Genomic DNA, 25765 nt, shown 5'->3' with positions numbered 1-25765 from the left:
CAGTTTTGAAAATACAGATTCGCGAGAAGATCCCGCTTAACTGAAATTAACGGTATCTTCTATTTCTGGGAAATGTTTTGAATCTCAACTGAAAATTCAAAAGGCTCTGGGCATGGGCTCGGGAGCTTGCACAGAGCCGGTCAGTTTTGCGCGGCCCCTACGGCCCGCGCCGGTCTGTCAGTGACGATAAGACGCGCAGGGATTGGGCTGCGCGCCGACCGCGTGGAGCGCGGCCTGGATGCGGTTCTGAACCCCGAGTTTGCGGATCACGGAGCGGACATGCACGCGGACGGTGCTGTCGCTGATATTCATCGCCGCCGCGATCTCCTTATCGCAATCGCCCTCGGAAAGCCGTGCCAAAACAGCACGTTCGCGCGTCGTCAGCCGGTCGAGACGCGGCGATGCGTTCGGCAGAGCCGCCGCGCGAGACGGGCGTTTGATATAGATCGTCGGCAGGATACACAGATCCGGCGACATGGCATGAACCGTGCGCGCAATCGCGTTCGGATCAAGCGACGGCTGAAGGACCGCACCCACGTCATACATGATCGGCTCCAGCGCCTCGAGCTGCGTCTCCGAACGCAGCATGAGCAGCACGTTATGCAGCGCCAGCCCTTGCTTTTTCGCATCACTGAGTTGGCGAATGCAGTCTTCGGTCGAGCCGACTTCCCAAATCAAAACGCAGTTCGACACCGCGCCTTTTGCGAAGAAATTTTGCGGCGATGTCAGCTTTTCGATTGTCTTGAAATGCGTCGATAGGTCGCGTTCAAGTGCGTTGATAATAAATTCGCTGTCACTCACAAGTTTAATAGCTACGGTCATATCACCTCTCAGCCGCTCCCCTAACCCGTGAGAGCGGCCGCCCCCTTTAATCAATTTATTAAAGTTGTCCGAAAGGCAGCGCTCCAACAAGCAAAAAATTGCCGTTTTGAGTAGACGTGACCTACTCAAAAACGCTAAAAAATTGTTACAGATTAACATTTTTCCTTTGGTGTTAACATCTTAGCCGCGATTGTTCATCATTTTATGAAACTGAAAAAATCGTTAATTATTTTAGAGTGTTCAGGTTTTGAAAGTTAACAAAGTCGCGTTTGGAAACCTGTCCAAACGCCTCGGCGAGCGAAATGTTAAGCGCTTAACCAATTAACCGATTCCGCCCGATGCCGCTCTTCTAAACGAAACGCGTAGAACAGCCAAAATCGCGTTAACGTTTCGTTTATATACCTTTATATTTCGTAAACAGCGGCGCAAGAAAGCTGCGCATTTTCGTCGTTTTGGGCAATAGATTGCCGACGCCTGTCACCACAGACTGAACGGACTGCAAGGTGGGGGCCTTCAAAATGCGCGTTAACTTTATCGACTGTGATCACGTGGAAGCCGAGACTTCCGACGTCGCGCGAACGGCCCCCCATAAACCAAACCATTTCCAGCCGACGGGCGCGACGCAGGACGCCGCGCATCCTCGGCACCTCGGGGCGGCGCGCCGCTCCGCACGCAAACCACACCATCATTCACCGAAACGCTCAGCCAGCACCGCAAGTCGCAATGACGCGCGGCACGCGGTGCAGCACCAATTCCAGAGTTAAGCGAGGACGCCATGGCATTTCCGATTGTCTTTCAAGATACCGAGTTCGACATCCTGAGCACCGACACAGTTCGTCGGAACATTGAGAACAAAGAGACCAACCCGACAAATGATCCGAACGAATACACGGCCGACGGGCTGCGTCCGGGCTATTCGGGCGAGGGCTATGTTGATTTCGGCGGGGCCGCCGGGGACAAGTTCAGCATCACCATTCCGGCGAGCGAGCTGGATGGCAGCGAGACCTACGGTCTGGTGATCAAATGGGCGAATGGCGGCACGGGCGCGGTGAACACGGCGCGTCCCATCTCGGTATTCAACGGCACGACCGAAGTGCTCAACATGCCGAACACGAACACGGGCAGCTTTGCCGTCTGGGATACGCAGACCTTCGACATCGCGCTGACCGAGACCGATGCGAATGGCGACTATGTGCTGACATTCCGCCAGCTTGAGGGCAATGGCCCGAATATCGACGGGATCGCGATTGTCGAGGCTGGCGGCAGCTACAGCTTCCTTGATCCGGAATTCGAAGGTCCGCAATCCTTTGACCTCTTCGAGGGCGAAACCGAAGTCGGGACCCTTCTGGCTGAGGATGCCGATGGTCAGGATGTGAGCTATGCAATCACCGGCGGTGCGGATGCGGCGCTGTTCAACGTGGATCCGGCGACCGGCGCGCTGACCTTCATCAACGCCCCTGTTTACAACGCGGATGGCCCGAACACCTATGACGTCGAGGTCACCGCAACCGACGAAGCCGGTGCGTCCACCGCGCAAAGCTATGCCGTCAATGTGGCCGCAGAGCCGGTTCCGATCGATCCGATCTACATTCAGGCCGAGACCGGCGCGATTTTCCGCGAAGGCACCGGCGCGCCGGGCAGCAAGATCCTGACCCAGACGAATGACGCGGACGAGGGCGCCAGCGGCGTCGATGCGTTCAACCTGCGACCGAACTACAGCGGCGAAGGCTATCTCGATTTCGGCGCCACCGGTGACGGTATCAGCTACACGGTGAATGCACCACTCTCCGGCACCTATGATCTGCACATCCGCTATGCCTCGTCGACCACGCGCAGCGCGCAGGTCCGGCTTGACGGTGCGACGGTTGAGACGCTCTCTTTCGCGCCCACAGGTAGCGGCTCGGATGCGTTCAACGATTGGAAGGTGCTGGTCACGCAAGTCACGCTGGAAGAAGGCGAAAACACCCTGTCGCTCTTCCTCAATGACGGTAACGGCCCGAATGTCGATGTCCTCGCGCTGACCGCCGTTGGCGGCACGCCCGATTTCGGCCCGCGCTTTGACGTGCCTGGCGAATTCACCATGGACGAGGGCGTCACCGAAGCCGGCAGCGTCGCCGCCTCCGATGTGGTCTCCGACACGACCACCGGCGACACGCCGGGCACAGTCACCTACGCGATCACCGGCGGCGCCGATGCGGCGCTCGTGCTGGTCGATGCCACAAGCGGCGCACTGACCTTGTCTGAAGCGGCTGATTTCGAAGCCAAATCCAGCTATGAGGTCGAAGTCACCGCAACCGACGAAGGCGGCAATAGCGTCGCGCAGGACGTGATCATCACCGTCAACGATGTCGACGAAGCCCCGACCGCCCCGCTCTACAGCGGTGATGCGGGCTTCACCAATGACATCGCCGCTGGCACGGTCGTCGGCAGCGTCTCGGCGACCGACCCCGAAGGCAACCCGGTGACCTTCACCGCGGACGACACGCGTTTCGAAGTCATCGGCACCGACATTGTCGTCGCCGACGGCGCAACCTTTACCGCCGGCGAGCCGCTGAACCTGACGATCACCGCATCTGACGGCGCACAAACCTCGCAATCGTCGGTCACCTTCACCGTCACCGAAGCCATCGTCGACGAAGCGCCGAGCGCGCCGGTCTACACCGGCGACGCGACCTTCGCGGACGACATCGAAGCTGGCGACGTCGTGGGCACGGTCGAGTCGACGGACCCCGAAGGCAACCCGGTGACCTTCACCGTTGACGACGCCCGTTTCGATATCATCGGCACCGACATCGTCGTCGCCGACGGCGCGACCTTCACCGCTGGTGAGCCGCTGAACCTGACGATCACCGCCTCGGACGGCGCGCAAACCTCGCAATCGTCGGTCACCTTCACCGTCACGGAAGCCATCGTCGACGAAGCGCCGAGCGCGCCGGTCTACACGGGCGATGCGACCTTTGCAGACGATATCGAAGCTGGCGATGTAGTCGGCTCGGTCGAGTCGACCGACCCCGAAGGCAACCCGGTGACCTTCGCCGTTGACGACGCTCGCTTCGAAATCATCGGCACCGACATTGTCGTCGCCGAGGGCGCAACCTTCACCGCGGGCGAGCCGCTCAACCTGACGATCACCGCATCTGATGGCGCGCAGACCTCGCAGTCCTCGGTGAGCTTCACCGTCACCGAAGCCATCGTCGACGAAGCGCCGAGCGCGCCCGTCTACACCGGCGATGCGACTTTCGCAGACGATATCGAAGCTGGCGATGTGGTTGGCACGGTCGAGTCGACCGATCCAGAGGGCAATCCGGTGACCTTCACCGTGGACGACGCCCGTTTCGAAATCGTCGGTACTGATATCGTCGTCGCCGAAGGCGCAAGTTTCACCGCAGGCGAGCCGCTCAACTTGACGATCACCGCCTCGGACGGCGCACAAACCTCGCAATCGTCGGTGAGCTTCACGGTGACGGAGGGTGATTCTGGCGAGCCCGGCTCTGACACGGTGTTCGATGTGACCTTCAGTCAAGACAGCATTGTCGGGTACACGGGCAATCAAGACGGCGGAAACAACTATGTCGTCGAGGATGGTGGCGCGACGCTGGCGTTGAATGACAACCACTGGAAGCGCGCGTTTCTGGGAACGGATTATGTGATCACGGAGGACACGCGGATCTCCGTGGATGTCACGATTGGTCAGTTTGAACCTGAGCTTGTGGCCGTGGGCTTCGATCTCGACAATGATGGTCTGGACACGGACGGCTCTGTCTATCTGCTTGATGGGACCGACAGTTTCCGCAACTTTATCGATCTGAAAGGCACGGGCACGCCTGTTGGTGGCGGCACGGTGCGCTATGTCATCGATCTGAGCGCCCATGCGGGCAAAACCATCGACTCTCTGGTCTTTGTCTCGGATGAAGATAACCCCCGCAACGGTCTCGGCACGGTCAGCTTCACCAATGTGCAGTTGATCGAAGAGGATAATGGCGGGACTGTCGACGAAGCGCCGAGCGCGCCGGTTTACACTGGCGACGCAACCTTCGCGGACGACATTGAGGCTGGCGATGTTGTCGGCACGGTCGAGTCGACCGATCCCGAGGGCAATCCGGTGACCTTCACCGTGGACGATGCACGCTTCGAAATCGTCGGTACTGATATCGTCGTCGCCGAAGGCGCAAGTTTCACCGCAGGCGAGCCGCTGAACCTGACCATCACGGCCTCGGATGGCGCACAAACCTCGCAGTCGTCGGTGAGCTTCACGGTGACGGAGGGTGATACTGGAGAGCCGGGCTCTGACACGGTGTTCGATGTGACCTTCAGTCAAGACAGCATTGTCGGGTACACGGGCAATCAAGACGGCGGAAACAACTATGTCGTCGAGGATGGTGGCGCGACGCTGGCGTTGAATGACAACCACTGGAAGCGCGCGTTTCTGGGAACGGATTATGTGATCACGGAGGACACGCGGATCTCCGTGGATGTCACGATTGGTCAGTTTGAACCTGAGCTTGTGGCCGTGGGCTTCGATCTCGACAATGATGGTCTGGACACGGACGGCTCTGTCTATCTGCTTGATGGGACCGACAGTTTCCGCAACTTTATCGATCTGAAAGGCACGGGCACGCCTGTTGGTGGCGGCACGGTGCGCTATGTCATTGATCTGAGCGCCCATGCGGGCGAAACTATCGATTCGCTGGTCTTTGTCTCGGACGAAGATAACCCCCGCAACGGTCTCGGCACCGTCAGCTTCACCAATGTCCAGCTGATCGAAGAGGATAATGGCGGGACTGTCGACGAAGCGCCGAGTGCTCCCGTCTACACGGGCGATGCGACCTTCGCGGACGACATTGAAGCTGGCGACGTTGTCGGCACGGTTGCGTCGACGGACCCCGAGGGCAACCCGGTAACCTTCACCGTTGACGATGCGCGTTTCGAGATCATCGGCACCGACATCGTCGTCGCCGACGGCGCAACCTTCACCGCAGGCGAGGCGCTGAACCTGACGATCACCGCTTCTGACGGCGCGCAAACCTCGCAGTCGTCTGTGAGCTTTACAGTGACGGAAGGTGATCCTGGCGAGCCGGGCTCTGACACGGTGTTTGATGTGACCTTCAGCGAGGACAGCATTGTCGGCTACACTGGCAATCAAGACGGCGGAAACAACTATGCCGTCGAGGATGGTGGCGCGACGTTGGCGTTGAATGACAACCACTGGAAGCGCGCGTTTCTGGGAACAGATTATGTGATCACGGAGGACACCCGGATCTCCGTGGATGTCACGATTGGGCAGTTTGAACCTGAGCTTGTGGCCGTGGGCTTCGATCTCGACAATGATGGTCTGGATACCGACGGCTCTGTCTATCTGCTTGATGGGACTGACAGTTTCCGCAACTTTATCGACCTGAAAGGCACGGGCACGTCTGTTGGCGGCGGCACGGTACGCTATGTCATCGATCTGAGTGCCCATGCGGGCAAAACCATCGACTCTCTGGTCTTTGTCTCGGATGAAGATAACTCCCGCAACGGTCTGGGCACGGTCAGCTTCACCAATGTCCAACTCATCGAAGAAGGAGCGGGCACCGACGTTAACGAAGCGCCGGAGGTGATCGGCGGTGGGATTGTTGATCTCGAACTCCTCGAAGGCGCAAATCTTGAACTTGATCTGCCCTTTTCTGACCCGGAGGGTGAGAGCCTCACATACAGCTTCACTGTCACCGATGAGAATGGCGCGGATGTGACCGGCCAGTTCTCTGATATCAGCTTCAACGGCAATGCGATGCTCGGCACGCTGCCAAAATTGCCGGGCACCTACACGGTGACGGTGACTGCTGATGATGGGGCGTCGCAGAATGCAACGACGAGCGATAGCTTCCAGTTGACTCTTGGCAATGTGAATGATGCACCGGTGACCGCGCCCTATGCTCTGGAAGAGTATTTCGGCGATGTGAATCAAGAATTCCAGACGATCAACATCCTTGATTTTGCGGAGTATTTCTCCGACCCGGATGGAGATGCGCTGACGCTGAGTGTCGATACATCGACCTTGCCGGATGGCATCACCTATGATCCGGCGACCCAGACTATTTCCGGGACGCCGACGGAAGGCGGGCTCTTCAATGTCGATATCATTGCGACGGATCCGGGCGGGTTGACCACCAATCTGACGCTCGAGTTCAACATTGATGCGCCGCAGGTTGGCGATACTTTCACCATCGAGGCGGAAGACTTCACCGGTCTGCCAGATGCGACCGGCTTCTATCAGGCTGCTGCAGCCAGCGCGTCGGGCTATCAGCTGATCCGCACCAATGCGAACACGGCTGCGAGCGTGACGACGGATCTCGGCGCGGGCGATATCCCGCCGGGCTACTACACGATCTCCGTGACAGTTTATGACGAGACCGATGGTAGCGCGACCTTCTCGATCGATGTGGATGGTGTCAGCGTCGCTGACAATGCGAGCTTCGACGATGATGGGGAGTGGCTGAACGGCGATGGCACCACCGGGCGCGGCGCGGCAGGGCAGGCAGGCAACCGCAAGCTGCTCACCTTTGACACCGTGGTCTATGTCGAGGAGGGGACGATCCTTACCTTGACGGGTCTTGCCGATAGCGAGAACCTCCGCATCGACAACATCACCCTGACTCGCACCGCGCCGCAGGATGGGCCACCGACGGCGCCGAGCCTCGACAATGCCAGTGTGGCGGAGAACGCCGATGGGGCAGTGATTGGGGCGCTGAGCGCGACCGATCCGGATGGCGATGCGATCACCTTCAGCACCGACGATGCGCGGTTCACCATTGACGGCAACACGCTCTCGCTGGCGGATGGCGTTTCGCTCGACCATGAGGAAAGCGACAGCGTTCAGGTTGAGGTCACGGCGACGGATGCCGATGGCAACGCGACCTCGACGACGCTCGATATCGCGGTCGAAGATGTGAACGAAGCGCCGGAGCTTGCCGATGGAGCGACGCTCGACGATGTCACGCTCGATCAGGGCACGGGCGGCACGGTCGATGTGGCCGCGGCGCTTGGCGCGACCGATCCGGATGGCGATGCGGTCACCTACACCGCGCAGCTTGCGGGCGGCGATCCGCTTCCGGCCGGGATTTCCCTTGTAGATGGCGTGCTTACGGTTGATCCGGCGCTGCCGCAGGGCAATTACACGGTGGACGTGTTTGCCACGGATGGCAGCCTTGACTCGGAGTCCGTCCAGTTCACGCTGACTGTGGGTGAGCCGCCGGTCTTCGCGCCGATCACGCTTCAGGCAGAGGACGCGGCGGTGACGCTGTCGGACAATCCTGACGGCGATGCGACCATTACCGTTGTGCGCGATGCGGATAACCCGGAAACGGGCGGCTTCCAGGGGCTGCGTCCGGACTTCAACGGAACCGGCTACATTGATTACGGCGATGATCCGGGCGACACGCTGACCTTCACCTTCGATGTGCCGGAAGCCGGCGAGTATCTCGTCAATATCCGCTACGCGTCGCAGCTGTTCGGCACCCAAGAGCGTTCGCTCGATATCGCCATCAATGGCGGCACGGCTGCGACCACGCTCTTCCCCTCCACCGGTCCGACCGGCAACGGGGATGATGCGGGCTTCAACAACTGGGGCATCCTGACGGTTCCGGTGACGCTGGAAGCTGGCAGCAACACGGTCTCGCTGGCGATCCCGGCAGGTGCAGAATCCGGCCCGAACATCGACCAGATCGAAATCACCACCGAAGCGCTGAACGACACCTCTGCGGATGAGGACGGTGTGCCGCTCTTCCTGAGTGGGCCGGACGGCGAACTGACCGAGACCGAAGCGGCCTCGATCAACTTCAACCTCGCAGGGATCGACGCGGATATCGTCAAAACGGAACTCAGCTTCGATGGCGGGGCGACCCGCGTGGAAGTGTTCCCGGATGCCGATGGCGATTTCACTGTGGACGGCTCCGCGCTCGCGCCGGGCGGTTACACTGTGATCACCTATGTTACCGATGAGGTGGGCAACGAGGCGTCGACCTCCATGCCGATCGTGGTGGCGGACCCGGATGTGAATGTCGATGACTTCACCATTCAGGCCGAAGACGCCTCGCTCGTCACCGTTCTCGACGACGGTCAGCCTAGCAATGGCGATTTCACCCGCGTCGTGGATGCGGACAATCCTGATGCGTTCGGCAACTTCCGCGCTGGCGCGGTTGGCGAGGCCTATATCGACTTCGGCGCGAATGCCGGGGACGCGATTGTGGTCAATGTCGATGCGCCGCAAGCGGGCACCTATGAGGTGACGATCCGTTACGCCAATGGCGGCACGGAGAACCGCCCGCTGGATCTGTCGCTCAATGATGGCACTGCGCAGTCCGTGGACTTCGTGCCGGGGCCGGTTGTTGACGGCAATGGCTGGGAAAGCTGGGTGACGCAGACGGTTGAGCTGGAGCTCACCGAAGGCGGCAACCAGATCCGTCTGGAAATCCCGGCAGGTGCGACGGCTGGACCGAATATCGACGAGTTGAGCTTCTCCTATCAGGATGGTGGCAACACCGGGACGCCGTTCTCGGTCACCATCGAGGGTGAGACCTTCGTGATCACGGATGCTGAGACGGAGCCTGACACGGTTCACCGCACGCCGGACAACCCGGAGCCGGGCGCCAACGCGGGCAATAGCGGTCCCGGTCTGGATTTCGACTCCGACGGCCTGCGTCCGGGCTCGGAAGGCAATGGCTATCTCGACATGGGCGGCGAGCCGACCGACAGCGCGGCCTTCTCGGTCGATGTGCCGGAAGCGGGCGAGTATCAGCTCACCGTGCGCTATGCGAATGGCGGCAATGCGGACCGTCCGATGACCCTCTCGGTCAACGGCGTCACGCAGACTCTGTCCTTCCCGCAGAGCACTGAGACCACCGAAGCAGCGAAATGGTCGGATTGGATGGAAGTCACCGTGGATGTCACCCTCTCGGGCGGCACCAACGAGATTTCCTTCACCAATGTCGGCAATGCGGGTCCGAATATCGACAATGTCACCATCAGCAATGACGATGGCGGCCCTGTCGATGAGCGGGAACTGGTGCGCTTCGAAGAGGTTGTGAAGATCAACTTCCAGCCGCCCGAAGGGCAAACGCAGCAAGGTCTGCCGTCGGGCTACACCACGCCGGATGGCTACGAGGCCGATACGGGTGCCGCTTATGGCGACCGTGGCAATGGCTTCACCTATGGCTGGGTGAGCGAGGACAGCGTCGCCGATGGCACCGCCAACGGCACCACGCCGCTCGATCAGCCCGCCAATGCGCACTGGTACAAGAACACTGCCAGCGAAGCGACCGACCTGCAGAAAACCTACGCCCATTTCGAGTATCCGGGCGCAGGCGCAAACGGCTCGCGGGCCTGGGAGATGGCGCTTGAGGATGGCACCTATCAGATCACCATGTCTGTGGGTGATACGGCCGGGGCATTTGACAGCAACTATGTCATCAATGTCGAAGGCCAGAGCTTCATGCCCGACTGGGTGCCGGCGAACCCGATTGACGGCTCGACCGACGGCGAAGGCTTCCGCTCGACGCTGGTGACCGGCATCGTTCAGGTGACCGACGGCAAGCTGACCATCGACTCCATCGGCGGTGAGAACACCGAGATCCAGTATCTCGAAATCGAGCAAATCCCGGATCTGACGCCGGATGATGATCGCTCGGCGGATCTGGATTACTCGTTCTTCACCTCGCCTGTGGCGGCCAATCTCGACGGGCAGACCACGATTGAGATCGGGCCGGATGGCGAACTGCCGACGGATATTGACCCGACCTCCTCGCTGGTGGTGGGCGTCAATCTTCAGGCTCCGGGCAACCGTGGTCCGAACGTCGCCTATGTCGACAATGTCAAACTGGTCGAGACCCTGACCGGCATTGAAGTCGAGATCGACGTTCAGGTCAGCGGCGGTGCGGACTCCCTGACGATCCGTCCGCTGGAAGATCTGAAGGAGAACACGAGCTACACCCTCAAGGTGCAGGATGTGATGGATCTCGGCGCGGTCAGCGACCCGGATGCACCGCTGCGCCAGATGCAGGACCTGACGACCACTTTCGTCACCGGCGAAGCACCGGAGGATGTGGCCCGCGAAGTTGCCTTCGACACCACCACGCAGCTTGACGGCTTCGGAGACGGTGCGTTCGGTTACACCACGATCGAGTTCGGCCCGGACGGCAAGCTCTATGTCGGCACCATTACCGGCGAGATCCATCGCTGGGATGTCAATGCGGATGGCTCCATCGACAAGGCGTCGCAAGAAACGCTCTCCCTCGATTATCTCGAAGAGGGGACGGATCGCCGCGGCATTGTCGGCATGGTCTTTGATCCGAACGATCCGAACACGATCTGGATCACCGACAACGCACCGATCCCGCGGGAGTCGAAAGCCTACTCGACGCCGGAATTCTCGGGCCGTGTCAGCAAGATCACCCTTGGCGACAATGGCGATTTTGACACCGCGACCGCAGAAACCTTCGCCTTCGGGTTCCCGCGTTCCGGCGGCGACCACCTGACGAACAGCCTCGAGTTCCGCAAGAATCCGGATTTCGGTCAGGCGGATGAGCCAGAATATCTGCTCTATCTGTCGCAAGGCTCCAACTCGGCGGCGGGCGATCCCGACAACGCCTGGGGCAACCGTCCGGAGCGGCTTTTCAACGCGGCGATCCTCGAGATCGACATCTCGCAGGAGGCACCGGCAGGCGGCTTTGACGTGCGGACCGAGCCGATCGACTATGATGACGTTCCGACGACGACCTTCCCGGACAGCGATTTCAACGATGATGGCACCTATCCGGGGATGTATAATCCCTATGCGGACGATGCCGTGGTCAAGATCTACGCCACCGGTGTGCGGAACGCCTACGATCTGGTCTGGCACTCGAACGGGAACCTCTATGTCCCGACGAACGGCACGGCCTCCGGCGGGAAAACCCCGACGGATCCGACCCAGCCGGGCCTCGATACGACCATCACCAACTCGCCGAAGCAGTATGACTATCTCTTCACGGTGGATGAGGGCGGCTATTACGGCCACCCGGTTACCCTCCGCGACGAGTATGTGCTGAACGGCGGGAACCCGACCTCGGGCCTTGATCCGAACGAGGTGGTGAGCGGCAATGACGGCAACCCGAACACCGACGGCTATGAGGTTGGCGTTCAGCCGGACGAGAATTACGATCTCGATGGGGTCTATAATCTCGGCTACAACCGCTCGCCTAATGGTGTGACGGAATATACCGGCAATGCCTTCGGCTCGAACCTCAAAGGCGCGGTTGTCTTCGCGCAGTTCTCGGTGGGCGACAATGTGCGCTACATCACCGTGGACGAGCTGGGCAACATCACCGGCGACGACGTTCTGCGCCGTCCCGATGGGTCAGTGATCGACGACTATATCGATCCGCTCGACATCATCGAAAACCCGGTAACCGGCCAGCTTTACTTGATGACGCTGAACCGCGGCACCGGGGCGAGCCAGCTCATCCTTCTGACCCCGGCTCCGGGCGGTGTGACGCAGGATATCTCGGCCAATGAGGGCGGCGATCTCGCGCTGGTGGCCTTCGATGTGAGCGATCCGTCGGCGGCGATCTTCCAGGTCAACGGTCTGGACGATGACATCACCGCGCTGCGCGTCTCCTTCGATGGCGGGCCGGAAACCACGGTCACGCTCGACAGCAACAACCAGTTCACCATTGATCTGGGCGTTCTGGAGGGCAACACCGTCGCGACGCTCGAAGTCACCGATGACGATCTCAACACGGCCAGCGTCAGCACGACCTTCGTGCCGGGCGAAGAGCCGGAAGAGTTCGTCCCGCTGCTTTCGATCCAGGCCGAGGACTATACGCCGCTTGATGGCACCTCGGTTGAGATTGCGACGAATGGCCAGATCCAGATCCGCACCGAGGACAACCCGGAAACGGGCACGGGCAAGATCAACGGTCTGTGGCCGGGCGCGTACGGGAATGACGGCAACACCGACAATCTCGACGGCGAAGGCGGCGGTTATGCGGACTTCGGCAGCACCAATGCCGACTTCATGACCTTCACCTTCGATGTGCCGGCGGACAAGTCGGGCAGCGCGCTGCTCCAGTTCCGTTACGCCAATGGCAGCAATGCCGACCGTCCGCTTCAGGTTGAGGTGAATGGCACGATCGTTGAGGTCGCGTCCTTCCCGCCGACCACGGCGGCCACCTCGGATGAAAGCTGGGCGAACTGGCAGATCGTCGAGGTTCCGGCGACACTCGTGTCGGGCCAGAACGCGGTCACGCTGCGCTCGGTTGCCAATACCGGTCCGAATATCGACCAGCTTGAAGTGCTTGTCTCGACGGACAATGGCACCGATGCGGGCGACGGGATCGAAGTGGTCGATGGCACGGTCTACACCATCTACGAGGCTGAAAATGCCGCGCTGGATGGGCCCGTCGTCGTCACCGAGGATCGCGACCAGTCGGGCAATTTCGTGGACTTCAACGGCTCGACCGATCAGTCGATCACCTGGACCATCGATGTGCCTGAGGATGGCGAATATGGGCTGGATATCCTCTATGCCCTCTCGACCAGCAAACAAGCGCGTCCGATGAGCCTGTCGGTCAACGGAGCGGATGCGGGCGATCTCGCCTTCACGCCGAACTCCAACCAGGCGGAATCCGTCTGGGGCCCGCAGCAGACCACGGTGACACTCACCGCAGGGACCAACACGATCACCGTGACGGCACCGGCGGCGAATGGCCCGAATGTGGACTATCTGCGCGTCACCCAAGAGCCGATCACCCCCTTCGTCGCGGTTCCGGCCGATATCGACGGGGCGGGCCGGATCGAGCTGGAGGCAGACGATGGCTCGGCCAACACGGTCAGCGGCAGCGAGGCGGTGTTCTACTTCACCGTCGCCGAGGATGGCACCTATCTGCTTGATGCAGCGGCAAATGCCGGCGCACCGAACGGGCAGGGCCTGACCTGGGAGCTCAACGGTGTCGAGATCAGCAGCACGGGCTTCCCGGGCGAGGGTGAGGATGGCGAGGAGACGGTCTATGCCGATCTTCAGGCCGGAACCACCTATGAGCTTCGGATCACCTCCGATGCGCCGGGTGCGAGCCAGATCGACTATCTCGATGTCACCGCCTTCAACGGCAATGCCAATGCTGAGATCGCGATCCAGAGCCTCGATGCGACCTATGCCGATGATCGCCTGCACTTCTCCTATCTGGAGGATCCGGTGCAGGATGGCGTCACCCGCGACTATAAGGACACGGGTGTGGTGCGGATTTCCAACAACGGCACCGAGGATCTGACGATCAACGATGTGGATATCTCCGGCCCCTTCGCGATCACCTCGCCGGCCACGCTGGAAGGCACAAGCATCGCCGCAGGCAGCTTCATCGACGTGACGGTCTCCTTCGACCGTGCGGCCTATACCCCGCCGACAAGCAACATCAACGGCACCTCCACGGTGTTCGATGGCCGCTTGCGGATCAGCACCAACGATGCGGACACCCCGTTCGTTGATGTGGATCTGGCAGGGTTCTGGCAGGCACGACCCGAGGGTGGTCAGGAACCGAATGTCAACGAGGTCTGGGAAGTGTTTGGCTTTGGCAACCGTATCGAGGGGCTCACGCTTCTCGGCGGCGGCGAGAACAGCACGCTCAGCACCAACGATGTGTTCGGCAAGACCGACGAGACCGAAGTCCTGTCGCCTTACTGGAAACTCGCCGATGGTGTGACCGAGGCGAAAATCACCCAGATCTCGGCCTTCCACGGTCCGGGCGGGGCGACGCTTGGCATCCACAATCCGGGCAACAAGGGTCAGGACATCACGTTCTGGAGCCATGAGGGCACGGACAACCAGCGCCTGCTCCCGAATGAAGGTAACGACAACACCTTCGCGACGGAGACCTTCGGCAATGGGCGGATCCCGGCAAGCTGGCAGGGCGACGGCGTATTTGGCATCGAGGTCGCCGGTCTGTCGACCGATCCGCGCCTCAACCCGACCGGTGGTGTCGTCGTCGAGGGCGAACAGCAGGGCCACACGGTCAAGGTGTTCCAGGCGCTTGATCAGGGTGGGGACGTGATCCCGAATGTGTATCTCGTGATCATGGACTACACCGGCATCAACTACGACTATAACGACAACATGTATGTCGTGGAGGGTATCGCGCCCGTCGGCTTCGGCCAGACGCTCGATATCGAAGGTCTGGACGATGCGGCGGCGGATGACCGTCTGGTGTTCACCAATATCGACAACCCGGCCAACAGCCAGCAGGAGTTCCGCAATGAAGCCACGGTGACCCTCACCAATGACGGTTTCGCGGCGCTGACCATCGAGGACATCGTTCTCGGCGATCCGGAGAATTTCCAGATTGTCGGCACGATCCCGACGGAAGTCCCGGCGGGCGGCAGTGTCGATCTGACCATCGAGTTTGTCGGCACCCATACCGGCACCTCGGCAGGCGCGGAGATCATGAACTCCACGCTGACGGTGATTTCTGACGATATCACCAAGCCGGAGGTTGTGGTTCAACTGGCGGGCATCGCGCAGGAGTTCTCCGAGAATGGTTCGGAGCCGACTGTGGCCCAGATCGTCGAAGCCTTCGGTTACAGCACCGATATGGCGCAAGGCGAGCTCGCGGGTGGCGGTGTTGTCGAGACCGTCGGCGACGAGGTTCTGATGCCTTACATGGAGGCGCTCGATCCGTCGCAGAATGTCGAGGTGATCCAGCTGGCCGCCTTCCTGCAATACAACAATGTCGCAAGGCTCAACGTCCACGGGCTGGAGTCTTCGGACACGACAGAGTTGTTTGCGCAGGATAACCAGCAGGCACAGACGGTTCTGCCGGATGGGCATGTTGCGGGCACGGGTGACACCGGCAGCGTGGCACGCGCGACCATTTCGGGTGATGATCCCTTCGGGCTCTTCATCGCGGTGGATGGCCGTCCGACCTACGCCTCCTGGACCGATCCGGAAGCCAACAAGATCGACCCGAATTTCGGGCAGCTTGTTGGCGACAATCAGGGCCACCTGATCCGGTTCTTCCAGGCACTCGACGCCAATGGCGATGTGATCGAAGGCACCTTCATTGCGATCCAGGATTATCCGGGCGCAGGGAACTACGATTACAACGACCATATGTTCGTCATCAAAAACGTGAAGCCTTACCAGCTGACCGGTGATGATGACGCCAATGGCGACGATGTGAACGACGCGCTACAGCTCGACACCGACAATGACGGCACCGTCAACTTCTTCGATCCGGACAACACGCCGGAGCCGGAAGCAGGCGATTTCGTCCTCGGCATCAACTTCGGTGGCGGCGCTATTGCCAACGATCCGGTGCTGGGTGTCGCGCTTGTCGGTCAGGATGATCCGCGGGTCACGCTCTCGGGCGCGATCAATCCGGGCGCCGGAACGGACAACCCGAACAATCCGAATGGGGCAGGGGCGACGGCTGGGTCCGCGTTCAAGACCTATGAGGATGGCACGAATTGGAATGCCTCCATCGACATCCCGAACGGCACCTATGTGGTGACGCTCTGGACGCAGGAGACCTATTTCAATGCGGCGGGTCAGCGTCAGTTCGATGCGGCGGTGAATGGCCAGCAGGTCATCACCAACCTCGATCCTTTCGCCGAGGTCGGGCCGGATACGCCTGTGTCCTACCAGACTGTTGTCACCGTCACGAATGGGACGATCAGCATCGACATGAGCGCGGATATCAACAACGCCCCGCTCAATGCCGTGACGATCTACCAGGCAGGCGGCGATGGCGGCGGCGAGGTTGGCCAGACCCCGTTCGGCGGCACCCCGGTTCTCGTGGATGGCGAAGCGCTGACCATCGATGCGTCGGATTACGACGATGGCGGTCAGGGCGTGGCCTATAACGACGATCCGGGCCTTGCCGGTGGCACCAATGGCGGCCGTGCTGGCAGCGATGTCGAGCAAACCGCACAGGGTCACATCGGCTGGATCGCCGATGGCGAGTGGCTGGAATACACCATCAACGTCGCTGAAGACGGGGTGTATGACGTCAGCTTCCTGTCGGCCTTCGGTGGCAGCGGGGCACGGTCCATCGAGGCCAGCTTCCGCAAGGACGGTGTGCCTTACGAGAGCAGCGGTGCGATCTCGGTCGATCCGACAGGTGGCTGGACCACCTTCGCGGAAACCGGATCGGCGCAGGTTGAGCTTGAAGCGGGTGTTCAGGTGATGCGTGTGGCCTTCTCGGGCGGTTCGCAGGATCTGGCCTCGATCAACCTGACCCCGGCGATTGGTCCGCAGATGCGGATGCTGGACGACAGCAGCATGGCCGCGCGCTTCGCGCCGTCCGTGAATGCCCAGGTAGCTGCGGCCTTACCGTGGGATGCTGAGGACGGTGTCGATGCGGATCTGAGCGCCCTTGGCGACGATACGGATATGGCAGAAGACGAAGCAGCGGCAACGCAGCTCGGCAATCTCTTCGGCCACGATCTGATCTCGTAAAACAAACGGCCGCGCCGGCAACGGCGCGGCCCCGAATACAAAAGGGGGGAGTGACGTGCAGTCCTCGAAACCATCTTCGGTCAAAAAGATCATCGGTCTCTATCGCGGGGCCTTCATGGCGATCTTCGTCATCAGCGCCGTGGTGAACGTGCTGATGCTGACCGGCCCGATCTTCATGCTTCAGGTCTATGACCGGGTTCTGGCAAGCAACAGCGTCCCGACGCTGATGGTCCTCGCCGGGATCGCGATTTTTCTTTACCTGCTCAGCGGCGTGCTGGACATTCTGCGCCTCCGGGCGCTCAACCGGATCGCCATGCGCGTCTATGCGCGGCTCTCCGGCCCGGCCTTCATGGCCAATCTGCGGATGCCGATCATGGCGGGCCGCAGCGCTAGTGGCATCAATCCTTACCGCGATGTGGAGGCGATCCGCCGCTTTCTGGGCTCCCCCGGCCCGGCAGCGATCTGCGATCTGCCCTTCATGCCGCTCTATTTCCTCATCATCTTCCTGTTCCATCCATGGCTCGGGATCATGGCGGTGATCGGCGGCGTGGTGATTTCCTGCCTCGTCGTTATCAATGAACTGATGTCGCGTAACCCGACCAAGCAATTGTCGGAAAGCTCCGGGATGCAGTCGGCGCTGATGTCCACCACGCGCCGCAATGCTGAGGTCATCACGGCCATGGGCATGGGCGCGAGCCTCTCCGCCCGCTACTCCGGCGCGGTCGAGCAGCATTACGAGCGCCAGCAGAAAATGTCCGACCACAGCAATATGTTCTCCTCGGTCATCAAGATGATGCGGCTGATGCTGCAATCCGGGATGCTGGGGCTTGGGGCCTATCTGGTGATCCATCAGCAGATCACGGCAGGCGTCATGATCGCGGCGTCGATCATCATGGCCCGTGCGCTGGCCCCGATTGAGCAGGCCGTCTCGCATTGGCCGAGCTTTGTGGCTTCGCGTCAGGCGACCGCGCGTCTCGATGAGACTCTGCGCAAAAGCGGCGACGCGGCGGAGACCGCGGGCCTGCCGGTTCCGCAAGCGATGCTTCGGGTGGATGGTCTCGCGACTGCCGCACCGGGCGAGCAAGCGCTTCTCCTGCAGGATGTGGCGTTTGAGCTGAAAGCGGGCGAAGGGCTTGGCATCGTTGGGCCGTCCGGTTCGGGTAAATCGAGCCTTGCCCGTGCGCTGGTCGGCGTCTGGCCGACCCTGGCCGGATCGGTCCGTCTCGATGGCGCGACCCTCGATCAGTGGAGCGATCTGGAGCGCGGCAAATTCATCGGCTATCTGCCGCAGGATGTGGAGCTGTTTGAGGGCACCGTGGCCGAGAATATCTGCCGCTTCGCGCTTCAGCCCGATATTGAGCAGGTGCTGAAAGCCGCCAATCTCGCCGGGATTCACCATATGATCGCGGCGCTGCCGGAAGGCTATCAGACGCAGATCGGCGACAGCGGCAAGCTGCTCTCCGCCGGTCAGCGCCAGCGTCTCGGGCTCGCCCGTGCGCTTTATGGCGATCCGTTTTTGCTGGTGCTTGATGAGCCGAATTCCAACCTCGACACGATGGGCGAGCGGGCGCTGACCGATGCGCTGAACGCCGTGCGGGAACGGGGCGGCATCGTCATCGTCATCGCACACCGGCCGAGCGCGCTCGCGGCGGTCAACAAAACACTGATGATCCAGAACGGCACGCAGGTGGCGTTCGGGGATCGCGACGAAGTCCTGCGCAAGGTCGTTCCGGCCAACCAGGGCGTCGCCAAACACAGGGGGCAACTCAATGCGGTATGATCAGATCGACCAGAGCATCGGACGCTCGCTCCGCAAACAAATCGTCATTGCCCTTGCGGTGATCGGCATCCTCTTCGGCGGCGCGGGCAGTGTCGCGGCGCTTGCGGAAATCAGCGGCGCGGTTGTCGGTATGGGCAAGCTCATCGTCGAGGGACGGCCCAAGAATGTGCAGCATCTCGATGGCGGCACGGTGAAGGAAATCCTCGTGCAGGAAGGCCAGTCGGTGGAGGCCGGGCAACCGCTCTTCCGCCTCGACCCGACGGTCGTGAACGCCAATCTGAGCATCGTCAACAGCCAGATCGACACGCTCCTCGCGCAGGAAGCGCGGCTGGAGGCGGAACTGCTGAATGAGGCCGAGATCACCTTCCCCGAGACGCTGACCGCCAAGGACACCCGCGACGCCGAGGTCCTGATGACCGGCCAGCGCGAGTTGATGAAAGCGCGCAGCGCCGCGCGCGAAGGGCGCCGCAATCAGCTCACCGCCCAGAAGGCGCAGCTTGAGGAAAAGCTGACCGCGCTTCAGGCGCAGCGTGAGGCGGTGGAAGTCTCGCTTGGCCTTGCGGCTGAGGAGATGGACAGCAAGGCGGAACTTGCCAAGAAGGGCCTTGTGCGCGATACGGAATTCCGGTCCGCTAAACGGGTCTGGACGGATCTGGGCGCGGATATTGCCGCCCTCGATGCGCAGCGCGCCGAGACGCAGGAAGAAATCCTGCGCCGCGATCTCGAATATGCAAAGATCGACGAGGATTATCGCGAGGAAGTACTGACCATTCTAGACGAAAAGCGGGCCGAACTCGCGCAACTCCAGCAGGAAAAAATCGCTGCGGAGGATCGCCGGAACCGTCTGAGCATCGTCGCGCCGATTGGCGGCCAGCTTCACGAGTTGGCGGTGCATACGGAAGGGCAGGTGATCTCGCCGGGCGAAACGCTCGTGACGCTGATTGCCGTCGATGGTCAGTTGATCGTCGAGAGCAAGCTGCCGCCGCAGGATGTGGATCAGGTCTATCAGGGGCAGTCGGCACGGCTGCGCTTCTCGGGGCTCGACCAGCGCACCACGCCGCAGGTGAATGCGACGGTGCTCGACGTCTCCCCCGATGCCAGCACGGATGAGATGACCGGCAACACCTATTATCTTGCCCGTCTCGCCATCGATCAGGAGGCGCTTGCCCAGATCGAACATGCAGAATTGCGGCCAGGGATGCCGGTGGAAGTTTTCATCGAAACCACGCCGCGCACGATCCTGTCCTATCTGGTCAAGCCGATGGTCGACCAGATTCAGCACGCCATGCGCGAGTAACCCCCCAAGCCTCCGAAGCGCGGTCTGTTCAAGGCAGGACGCACCGGTCCCGATCTCGGTCGGGGCCGGTGTTTTTCCCTCTGCTGCGGGCCGGCGTTTAACCAAAAATTTCTGTTTAACGAGTTTCTGACACCAAGATGAGTAAAGACAATGACGTGGTTCTTCAGGCCTGGATCGGGGCTGAGGGCAAACATGTGCTGATCACGCGCCGCGAGATGGACGAGATCCTGCGTAAAGCGCGGGCGGATGCGGCGCTGATGCAGGCGATTGAGGATTATATCGAGACGATGCGGCGCTATCATGCGGAGGCGCCAAGCGACGCGCCGCGCCCGCTCCGCAGCTATCTGCCGCGCCTCAAGGCATTGATTTTCGATGCGACCGGGGATGAGGGCGCGAGCCGCGCCTTCCCGCTGGACATCGAGCATCGGCTGGTCGCGGATATGCGCGGCAAATGAAAAACGCCCCCGGCGGGAACCGGGGGCGCGTTTGGGAAGGGCTAGCGTGGTCGTTTAGCCCGCCTTCTTGTCGAGGCGCGCAGCGTGGAGCAGTGGTTCGGTATAGCCAGACGGCTGCTCCGCGCCTCTCAACACCAGATCCAGCGCCGCCTGATAGGCCGGACCGTTGAAGCCGGGGGCCATCGGCTCATAGCTCGGATCATCGGCGTTCTGGCGGTCCACCACCTCGGCCATTTCCTGCATGACGGCACGCACGTCGTCCTCGGAAATCACGCCATGCTCCAGCCAGTTGGCCATGTGCTGCGAGGAAATCCGGCAGGTCGCGCGGTCCTCCATGAGGCCCACATCATTGATATCAGGCACTTTGGAACAGCCGACGCCCTGATCCACCCAGCGGACCACATAGCCGAGGATCCCTTGCGCATTGTTGCGGATCTCGTCGCGAATGTCGTCGGGCGTCCAGTTCTGCCCCTTGGCGAGCGGGACCGTCAGGATGTCCGCCTTATCCGCCCGCTTGCCGCCCTTGGCGATCTCTTCCTGCCGCGCGGCCACATCGACCTTGTGGTAATGGGTCGCGTGCAAGGTCGCGGCGGTCGGGCTAGGCACCCACGCACAATTCGCGCCAGATTTCGGGTGGCCGATTTTCTGCTCCAGCATCTCCGCCATACGGTCGGGCATCGCCCACATGCCTTTGCCGATCTGCGCCTTGCCCCGGAAGCCGGCCGCGAGACCGATATCGACATTGTTGTCCTCATAGGCGGAAATCCAGGCCTCGCCCTTCATCGCGCCTTTGCGGATCATCGGACCGGCCTGCATGGAGGTGTGGATCTCGTCGCCCGTGCGGTCTAGGAAACCGGTGTTGATGAAGGCCACGCGGTCCTTCGCGGCGCGGATGCATTCCTTGAGGTTGAGCGTCGTGCGGCGCTCCTCATCCATGATGCCGATTTTCACGGTGTTCGGCGCGAGGCCGAGCAGATCTTCCACCGCCGTGAACACCTCATCGGCAAAGGCAACCTCTTCCGGCCCGTGCATCTTCGGCTTCACCACATAGACGGAGCCTTTGACGGAGTTGCGCGGCCCTTCGGTTTTCTTCAGGTCGTGCAGCGCGATCATCACGGTGATCACCGCGTCGAGCAGACCCTCATACGCCTCGGACCCATCCGCGTTCAGCACGGCGGGCGTGGTCATCAGATGGCCAACATTGCGCACCAGCATCAGCGCGCGGCCCTTGATCGAGAAGGGACCGTTCGGGCCTTCATAGGCGAAATCCGGGTTCAGCTTGCGGGTGATCGTCTCGCCGCCTTTGCTGACCTCTTCGGTCAGATCGCCCTTCATCAGGCCGAGCCAGTTGCGGTAAGCCAGCGTCTTGTCCGGCCCGTCGACGGCGGCCACCGAATCCTCGCAATCCATGATCGCGGTGAGGGCGGATTCGAGCCAGATGTCGGAAATCCCGGCCTTGTCATCCTTGCCAATCTGGCTCTCTGGATCGACGAGGATTTCGATCCGCAGGCCGTTATGGACAAGGATCACCTGAAGCGGCGATGCCTCGGTCGCAAAGCCGAGATATTGCGCCGGGTCTTTCAGGGTCGCATCGCCATTGTCGGTGGTGACGCTCAGGCCGCTTGCATCAGCTCTGAGTTTGGTCGCGTCGGACCAACTCGCCCCATCCAGCGGGAAATGCGCGTCGAGAAAATCGCGGCCCCAAGCAATCGCACGGGCGCCGCGTTCGGGATCGTATCCCTTACCGCTCGGCAAATCGCCAAGCGCGTCTGTGCCGTAAAGCGCATCGTAGAGGCTTCCCCAGCGGGCGTTGGCGGCGTTGAGCGCGTAGCGGGCATTCATGATGGGAACAACAAGCTGCGGCCCGGCCACTTCGGCAATCTCGGGGTCGACATTCTGCGTGCCGATCTGGAAGTCCTCACCCTCAGGGAGCAGATAGCCGATCTCCTCCAAGAATGCGCGATAAGCCCCAGCATCCATCTCATTCTCGCGATGCCACTGGTCGATCTGCGCCTGCAAATCCTCACGTTTTTTCAGCAGCGCCGCGTTCTTCGGTGTCATGCGGCCGAGAATATCCGCAAGGCCGGACCAAAACGCATCCGCCTCGATCCCGGTGCCGGGGAGGGCGTCCGCTTGGATAAACTTGGCCAGCCCGCTTTCGACCTGAATCCCTGCTTTCGTTTCGTAACTCATTCGACGCTCCCCTCACTGACTGCGCTTTCAAACCATGCCGTGATCAGGGCGCGTTCCCGATCTTCCATCATGGTGACATTGCCGGGCGGCATGGCATGGCTGCGCCCGGATTGAAGATAGACGGCGCGGGCATGGGTCAGGATGCCCGCATCATTGCTCAGATCCACATCCTTCGGCGTCCAGCGCACACCGGGATAGCTCGGATCGGCGTTGTGGCACATGACGCAGCGGGTGTTGATGACCTGCTTCGCCCCGTCAAAATGCGCGTTGCTAGCGAATTGCTGAACGCGGGCCGGAAGCTCGCTGACCTCGGTCTCGCTGTCCGGGACCTTGCTGCCCCAAAGCGAGAACATGATGACGAGAAAAAAGAGCCCGACCGTCGCAACCCAAGTCCACCAGACATAGCCTTTGCGCGAATGCATGGTGTTGAAGAAATGGCGGATCGTCACGCCCATCAGGAAAATGAGCGACGCGATGATCCAGTTGAACTCGGTCGCAAACGCCATCGGGTAGTGGTTCGACAGCATCATGAAGATCACGGGCAGAGTCAGATAGTTGTTATGGGTCGAGCGCTGCTTGGCGATCTTGCCGTATTTCGGGTCCGGCGTGCGGCCCGCCTTGAGGTCCGCCACCACGATTTTCTGGTTCGGGATGATGGTGAAGAACACATTGCCGGACATGATCGTCGCGGTGAGCGCGCCGAGGTGCAGGAAGGCCGCGCGGCCTGTGAAGATCTGGCAGTAAATCCATGCAATCACGACGAGAATGCCGTAAAGCGCGAGCATCAGTTTGGTGTTGTCCTCACCGAATTTCGACTTGCAGAGGATCTCGTAAAGCGCCCATGCGAAGGCAATCGAGACGATCGAAATGAGGATCGCGACGGAGCTCGGCACATCCCACGCCTCGCGGTTCATCAAAAAGAGGTCCGCGCCGCCGTAATAGAGCAGGGCCATCAGCATCGCGCCGGAGAGCCAAGTCGCGTAGCTTTCCCATTTGAACCACGTCAAATGCTCGGGCATGGCCTCGGGCGCGACCAGATATTTCTGGATGTGGTAAAAGCCCCCGCCATGGACCTGCCATTCCTCACCCGCCGCGCCTTTCGGCAAATTCGCAGCTTTGCGCAGCCCCAAATCCAGCGCAATGAAGTAAAAAGATGAGCCAATCCAAGCGATTGCGGTGACGATGTGAAGCCACCGCGCGGCCGCCATCGCCCAGTCCCAAATAACAGCGTATTCGTTCATAAATTCTCCTCGCGCCAAAGAGTGCCAAATCGCGGGAGATTGCAAAAGCCAGCGATTCAAGGTTTGCTATCAAAAAATTCTTGATAATCGGACGTAAACCCTATGCCCTATCTCGATAATCTCCGTATTTTCCTGCGCACGGTGGAGCTGGGGAGCATCTCCGCGGCGGGCCGGGATCAGCGCGTGTCGGCGGCGGTGGCGTCGGCGCGGATACAGGAATTGGAGAAACGGCTTGGGGTGCGGCTCTTTAACCGGACGACGCGGAAAGTGGTGCCGACGGAGATGGGGCGGCTCTTTTACGCCCATGCGGGCCGGATCATCGACACAGTAGAGGAGGCTGAGGCGGCGCTGGCGGAACATTCGACCGGGCTCAAAGGATCCATCCATGTCGCCGCGCCGTTGGGGCTAGGGCGGCGGATCGTGGCGCCGGTCATTCCGGCCTTCAACAAGATCTATCCCGAGGTCGAAATCCGCTTGAGGCTTTCCGACCATATCGTTGATTTGTTTGACGAAGGTGTGGATCTGGCCTTTCAGTTTGGCGAGCTATCCAGCTCTACCCTGAAGCGCCGTGTGATCCGTCAGGTGAGCCGCACCATCTGCGCCGCGCCAAGCTATCTGGAGGCGCGCGACACGCCGCAAAGCCCGGCGGATCTGGCGGATCATGACTGTCTGCTACTCCGTTTCGCGGGGACGACGGAACAGGTTTGGGCGCTCCGCGACAATGGCGAGACGAAGAATTATCGCCTGAGCGGCCCGTTCAGCGCCGATGACAGCGATGTGCTGATTCAATGGGCGCTGGCGGGTCACGGCATCATCAACCGCGCGCGCTATGAGGTCGCGCCCTACCTCGCCAGCGGTGATCTGGTGGAAATCCTGCCGGACGCTCTGCCGGACCCGTCGCCGCTCGCCATCCTCTATCCGCACCGGAAGCTGATTGATCCCAAGGTGCGGATTTACATCGAATTCATGCTGTCCGCCGCGCGGCGGGAACTGGATGCCATCGAGGACGCCACCGCCCGCGAGGACGCTTAGCTGCCGCGATAGGTGGAATAGCCGTAGGGCGAGAGCAGCAGCGGCACATGATAATGCGCGCCCGCATCGCCGACGCCAAACCGGATTGGGATCACATCGAGAAAGAGCGTCCCGCCGGTCACATCGCCCGCGCGCAGGTAGGACCCGGCGTGAAATTCCAGCTCGTAGACCCCTTCGGTCAACTCATCGCCGGCCAGAAGCGGCGCGTCCGTGCGGCCATCGCTGTTGGTTTCCACCTCTTTCACCGTCTCGCGTGTCTCGCCGTCGAGGCGGTAAAGCGTGATGCGCAGCCCGGCGGCCGGTTTGCCCTTGGCTGTGTCGAGAACATGGGTGCTCAGTCTGCCGCTATCGGCCATGGTCGTCTCCCTTTTCCGCCGACCCTAGAGCGGGCTCGCGCGCGAATACAGCGTAAATAAAGAAACAGTCTTTCAAAAATTTCTTGAATGTCCCGCGCGATCAGAACGCCTAGTCTGAGGGGAAACT

The 25765-nt window shown here is 61.0% G+C and carries 10 protein-coding genes; 5 read left to right on the top strand and 5 right to left on the bottom strand.

Annotated features, from left to right (window positions below):
* Positions 1 to 177 precede the first annotated feature (177 nt).
* Both ACMA5I_RS07320 and ACMA5I_RS07315 read right to left on the bottom strand, forming a co-directional pair.
* Entirely contained in the window at positions 178 to 822 is a 645-nt protein-coding gene (locus ACMA5I_RS07320) for a helix-turn-helix transcriptional regulator (protein WP_525885579.1), read from the bottom strand.
* 404 nt (positions 823 to 1226) lie between these two features.
* Positions 1227 to 1511 carry a hypothetical protein gene (locus ACMA5I_RS07315; protein ID WP_525885578.1) on the bottom strand — a complete coding sequence of 95 codons (285 nt, stop codon included), beginning with the start codon at positions 1509 to 1511 and terminating at the stop codon, positions 1227 to 1229.
* 86 nt (positions 1512 to 1597) lie between these two features.
* Between ACMA5I_RS07315 and ACMA5I_RS07310 the strand changes: the two genes are divergently transcribed.
* The 4 genes from ACMA5I_RS07310 (at position 1598) to ACMA5I_RS07295 (ending at position 20816) form a co-directional block, all read left to right on the top strand.
* Complete coding sequence (locus tag ACMA5I_RS07310) at positions 1598 to 17284, top strand: carbohydrate-binding protein (RefSeq protein WP_525885577.1); 15687 nt, start codon at positions 1598 to 1600, stop codon at positions 17282 to 17284.
* A gap of 55 nt (positions 17285 to 17339) precedes the next feature.
* Complete coding sequence (locus tag ACMA5I_RS07305) at positions 17340 to 19064, top strand: type I secretion system permease/ATPase (protein WP_525885576.1); 1725 nt, start codon at positions 17340 to 17342, stop codon at positions 19062 to 19064.
* Entirely contained in the window at positions 19054 to 20361 is a 1308-nt protein-coding gene (locus ACMA5I_RS07300; RefSeq protein ID WP_525885575.1) for an HlyD family type I secretion periplasmic adaptor subunit, read from the top strand. Before ACMA5I_RS07305 ends, ACMA5I_RS07300 begins: the two co-directional genes overlap by 11 nt.
* Positions 20362 to 20498: 137 nt before the next feature.
* Entirely contained in the window at positions 20499 to 20816 is a 318-nt protein-coding gene (locus tag ACMA5I_RS07295; RefSeq protein ID WP_525885574.1) for a hypothetical protein, read from the top strand.
* A 54-nt stretch (positions 20817 to 20870) separates the two neighbouring features.
* Here the strand turns inward: ACMA5I_RS07295 and ACMA5I_RS07290 are convergent, their stop codons facing one another.
* Together ACMA5I_RS07290 and ACMA5I_RS07285 are read right to left on the bottom strand one after the other, a co-directional pair.
* On the bottom strand, positions 20871 to 23009 hold the full coding sequence (locus ACMA5I_RS07290) for a malate synthase G (RefSeq protein ID WP_525885573.1): 2139 nt from the start codon (positions 23007 to 23009) through the stop codon (positions 20871 to 20873).
* Positions 23006 to 24250 (bottom strand): urate hydroxylase PuuD, encoded by a 1245-nt coding sequence (locus ACMA5I_RS07285; protein ID WP_525885572.1) that lies wholly within the window; start codon positions 24248 to 24250, stop codon positions 23006 to 23008. Before ACMA5I_RS07285 ends, ACMA5I_RS07290 begins: the two co-directional genes overlap by 4 nt.
* 102 nt (positions 24251 to 24352) lie before the next feature.
* On the opposite strand from ACMA5I_RS07285, the gene ACMA5I_RS07280 reads away from it, so the two are divergent.
* Positions 24353 to 25282 (top strand): LysR family transcriptional regulator, encoded by a 930-nt coding sequence (locus ACMA5I_RS07280; RefSeq protein WP_525885571.1) that lies wholly within the window; start codon positions 24353 to 24355, stop codon positions 25280 to 25282.
* Here ACMA5I_RS07280 and uraH read toward each other — a convergent pair.
* The gene (uraH, locus tag ACMA5I_RS07275; RefSeq protein WP_525885570.1) at positions 25279 to 25638 is read right to left on the bottom strand and encodes a hydroxyisourate hydrolase; all 360 of its coding nucleotides are present in this window, start codon (positions 25636 to 25638) and stop codon (positions 25279 to 25281) included. The two genes, ACMA5I_RS07280 and uraH, sit on opposite strands and share 4 nt — an antisense overlap.
* Between the last annotated feature and the right edge of the window lie 127 nt (positions 25639 to 25765).

This window comes from Jujubicoccus corallicola (assembly GCF_047345645.1).
Taxonomy (GTDB): domain Bacteria; phylum Pseudomonadota; class Alphaproteobacteria; order Rhodobacterales; family Rhodobacteraceae; genus JBLEFH01.
This window is presented reverse-complemented; position numbering and strand designations above follow the sequence as displayed.

Bases quoted from the DNA above. Each gene is read 5' to 3' on its own strand.
- ACMA5I_RS07320 (WP_525885579.1), bottom strand. From the start codon at position 822: ATGACCGTAGCTATTAAACTTGTGAGTGACAGCGAATTTATTATCAAC.
- ACMA5I_RS07315 (WP_525885578.1), bottom strand. From the start codon at position 1,511: ATGATGGTGTGGTTTGCGTGCGGAGCGGCGCGCCGCCCCGAGGTGCCG.
- ACMA5I_RS07310 (WP_525885577.1), top strand. From the start codon at position 1,598: ATGGCATTTCCGATTGTCTTTCAAGATACCGAGTTCGACATCCTGAGC.
- ACMA5I_RS07300 (WP_525885575.1), top strand. From the start codon at position 19,054: ATGCGGTATGATCAGATCGACCAGAGCATCGGACGCTCGCTCCGCAAA.
- ACMA5I_RS07295 (WP_525885574.1), top strand. From the start codon at position 20,499: ATGAGTAAAGACAATGACGTGGTTCTTCAGGCCTGGATCGGGGCTGAG.
- ACMA5I_RS07290 (WP_525885573.1), bottom strand. From the start codon at position 23,009: ATGAGTTACGAAACGAAAGCAGGGATTCAGGTCGAAAGCGGGCTGGCC.
- ACMA5I_RS07285 (WP_525885572.1), bottom strand. From the start codon at position 24,250: ATGAACGAATACGCTGTTATTTGGGACTGGGCGATGGCGGCCGCGCGG.
- ACMA5I_RS07280 (WP_525885571.1), top strand. From the start codon at position 24,353: ATGCCCTATCTCGATAATCTCCGTATTTTCCTGCGCACGGTGGAGCTG.
- uraH (WP_525885570.1), bottom strand. From the start codon at position 25,638: ATGGCCGATAGCGGCAGACTGAGCACCCATGTTCTCGACACAGCCAAG.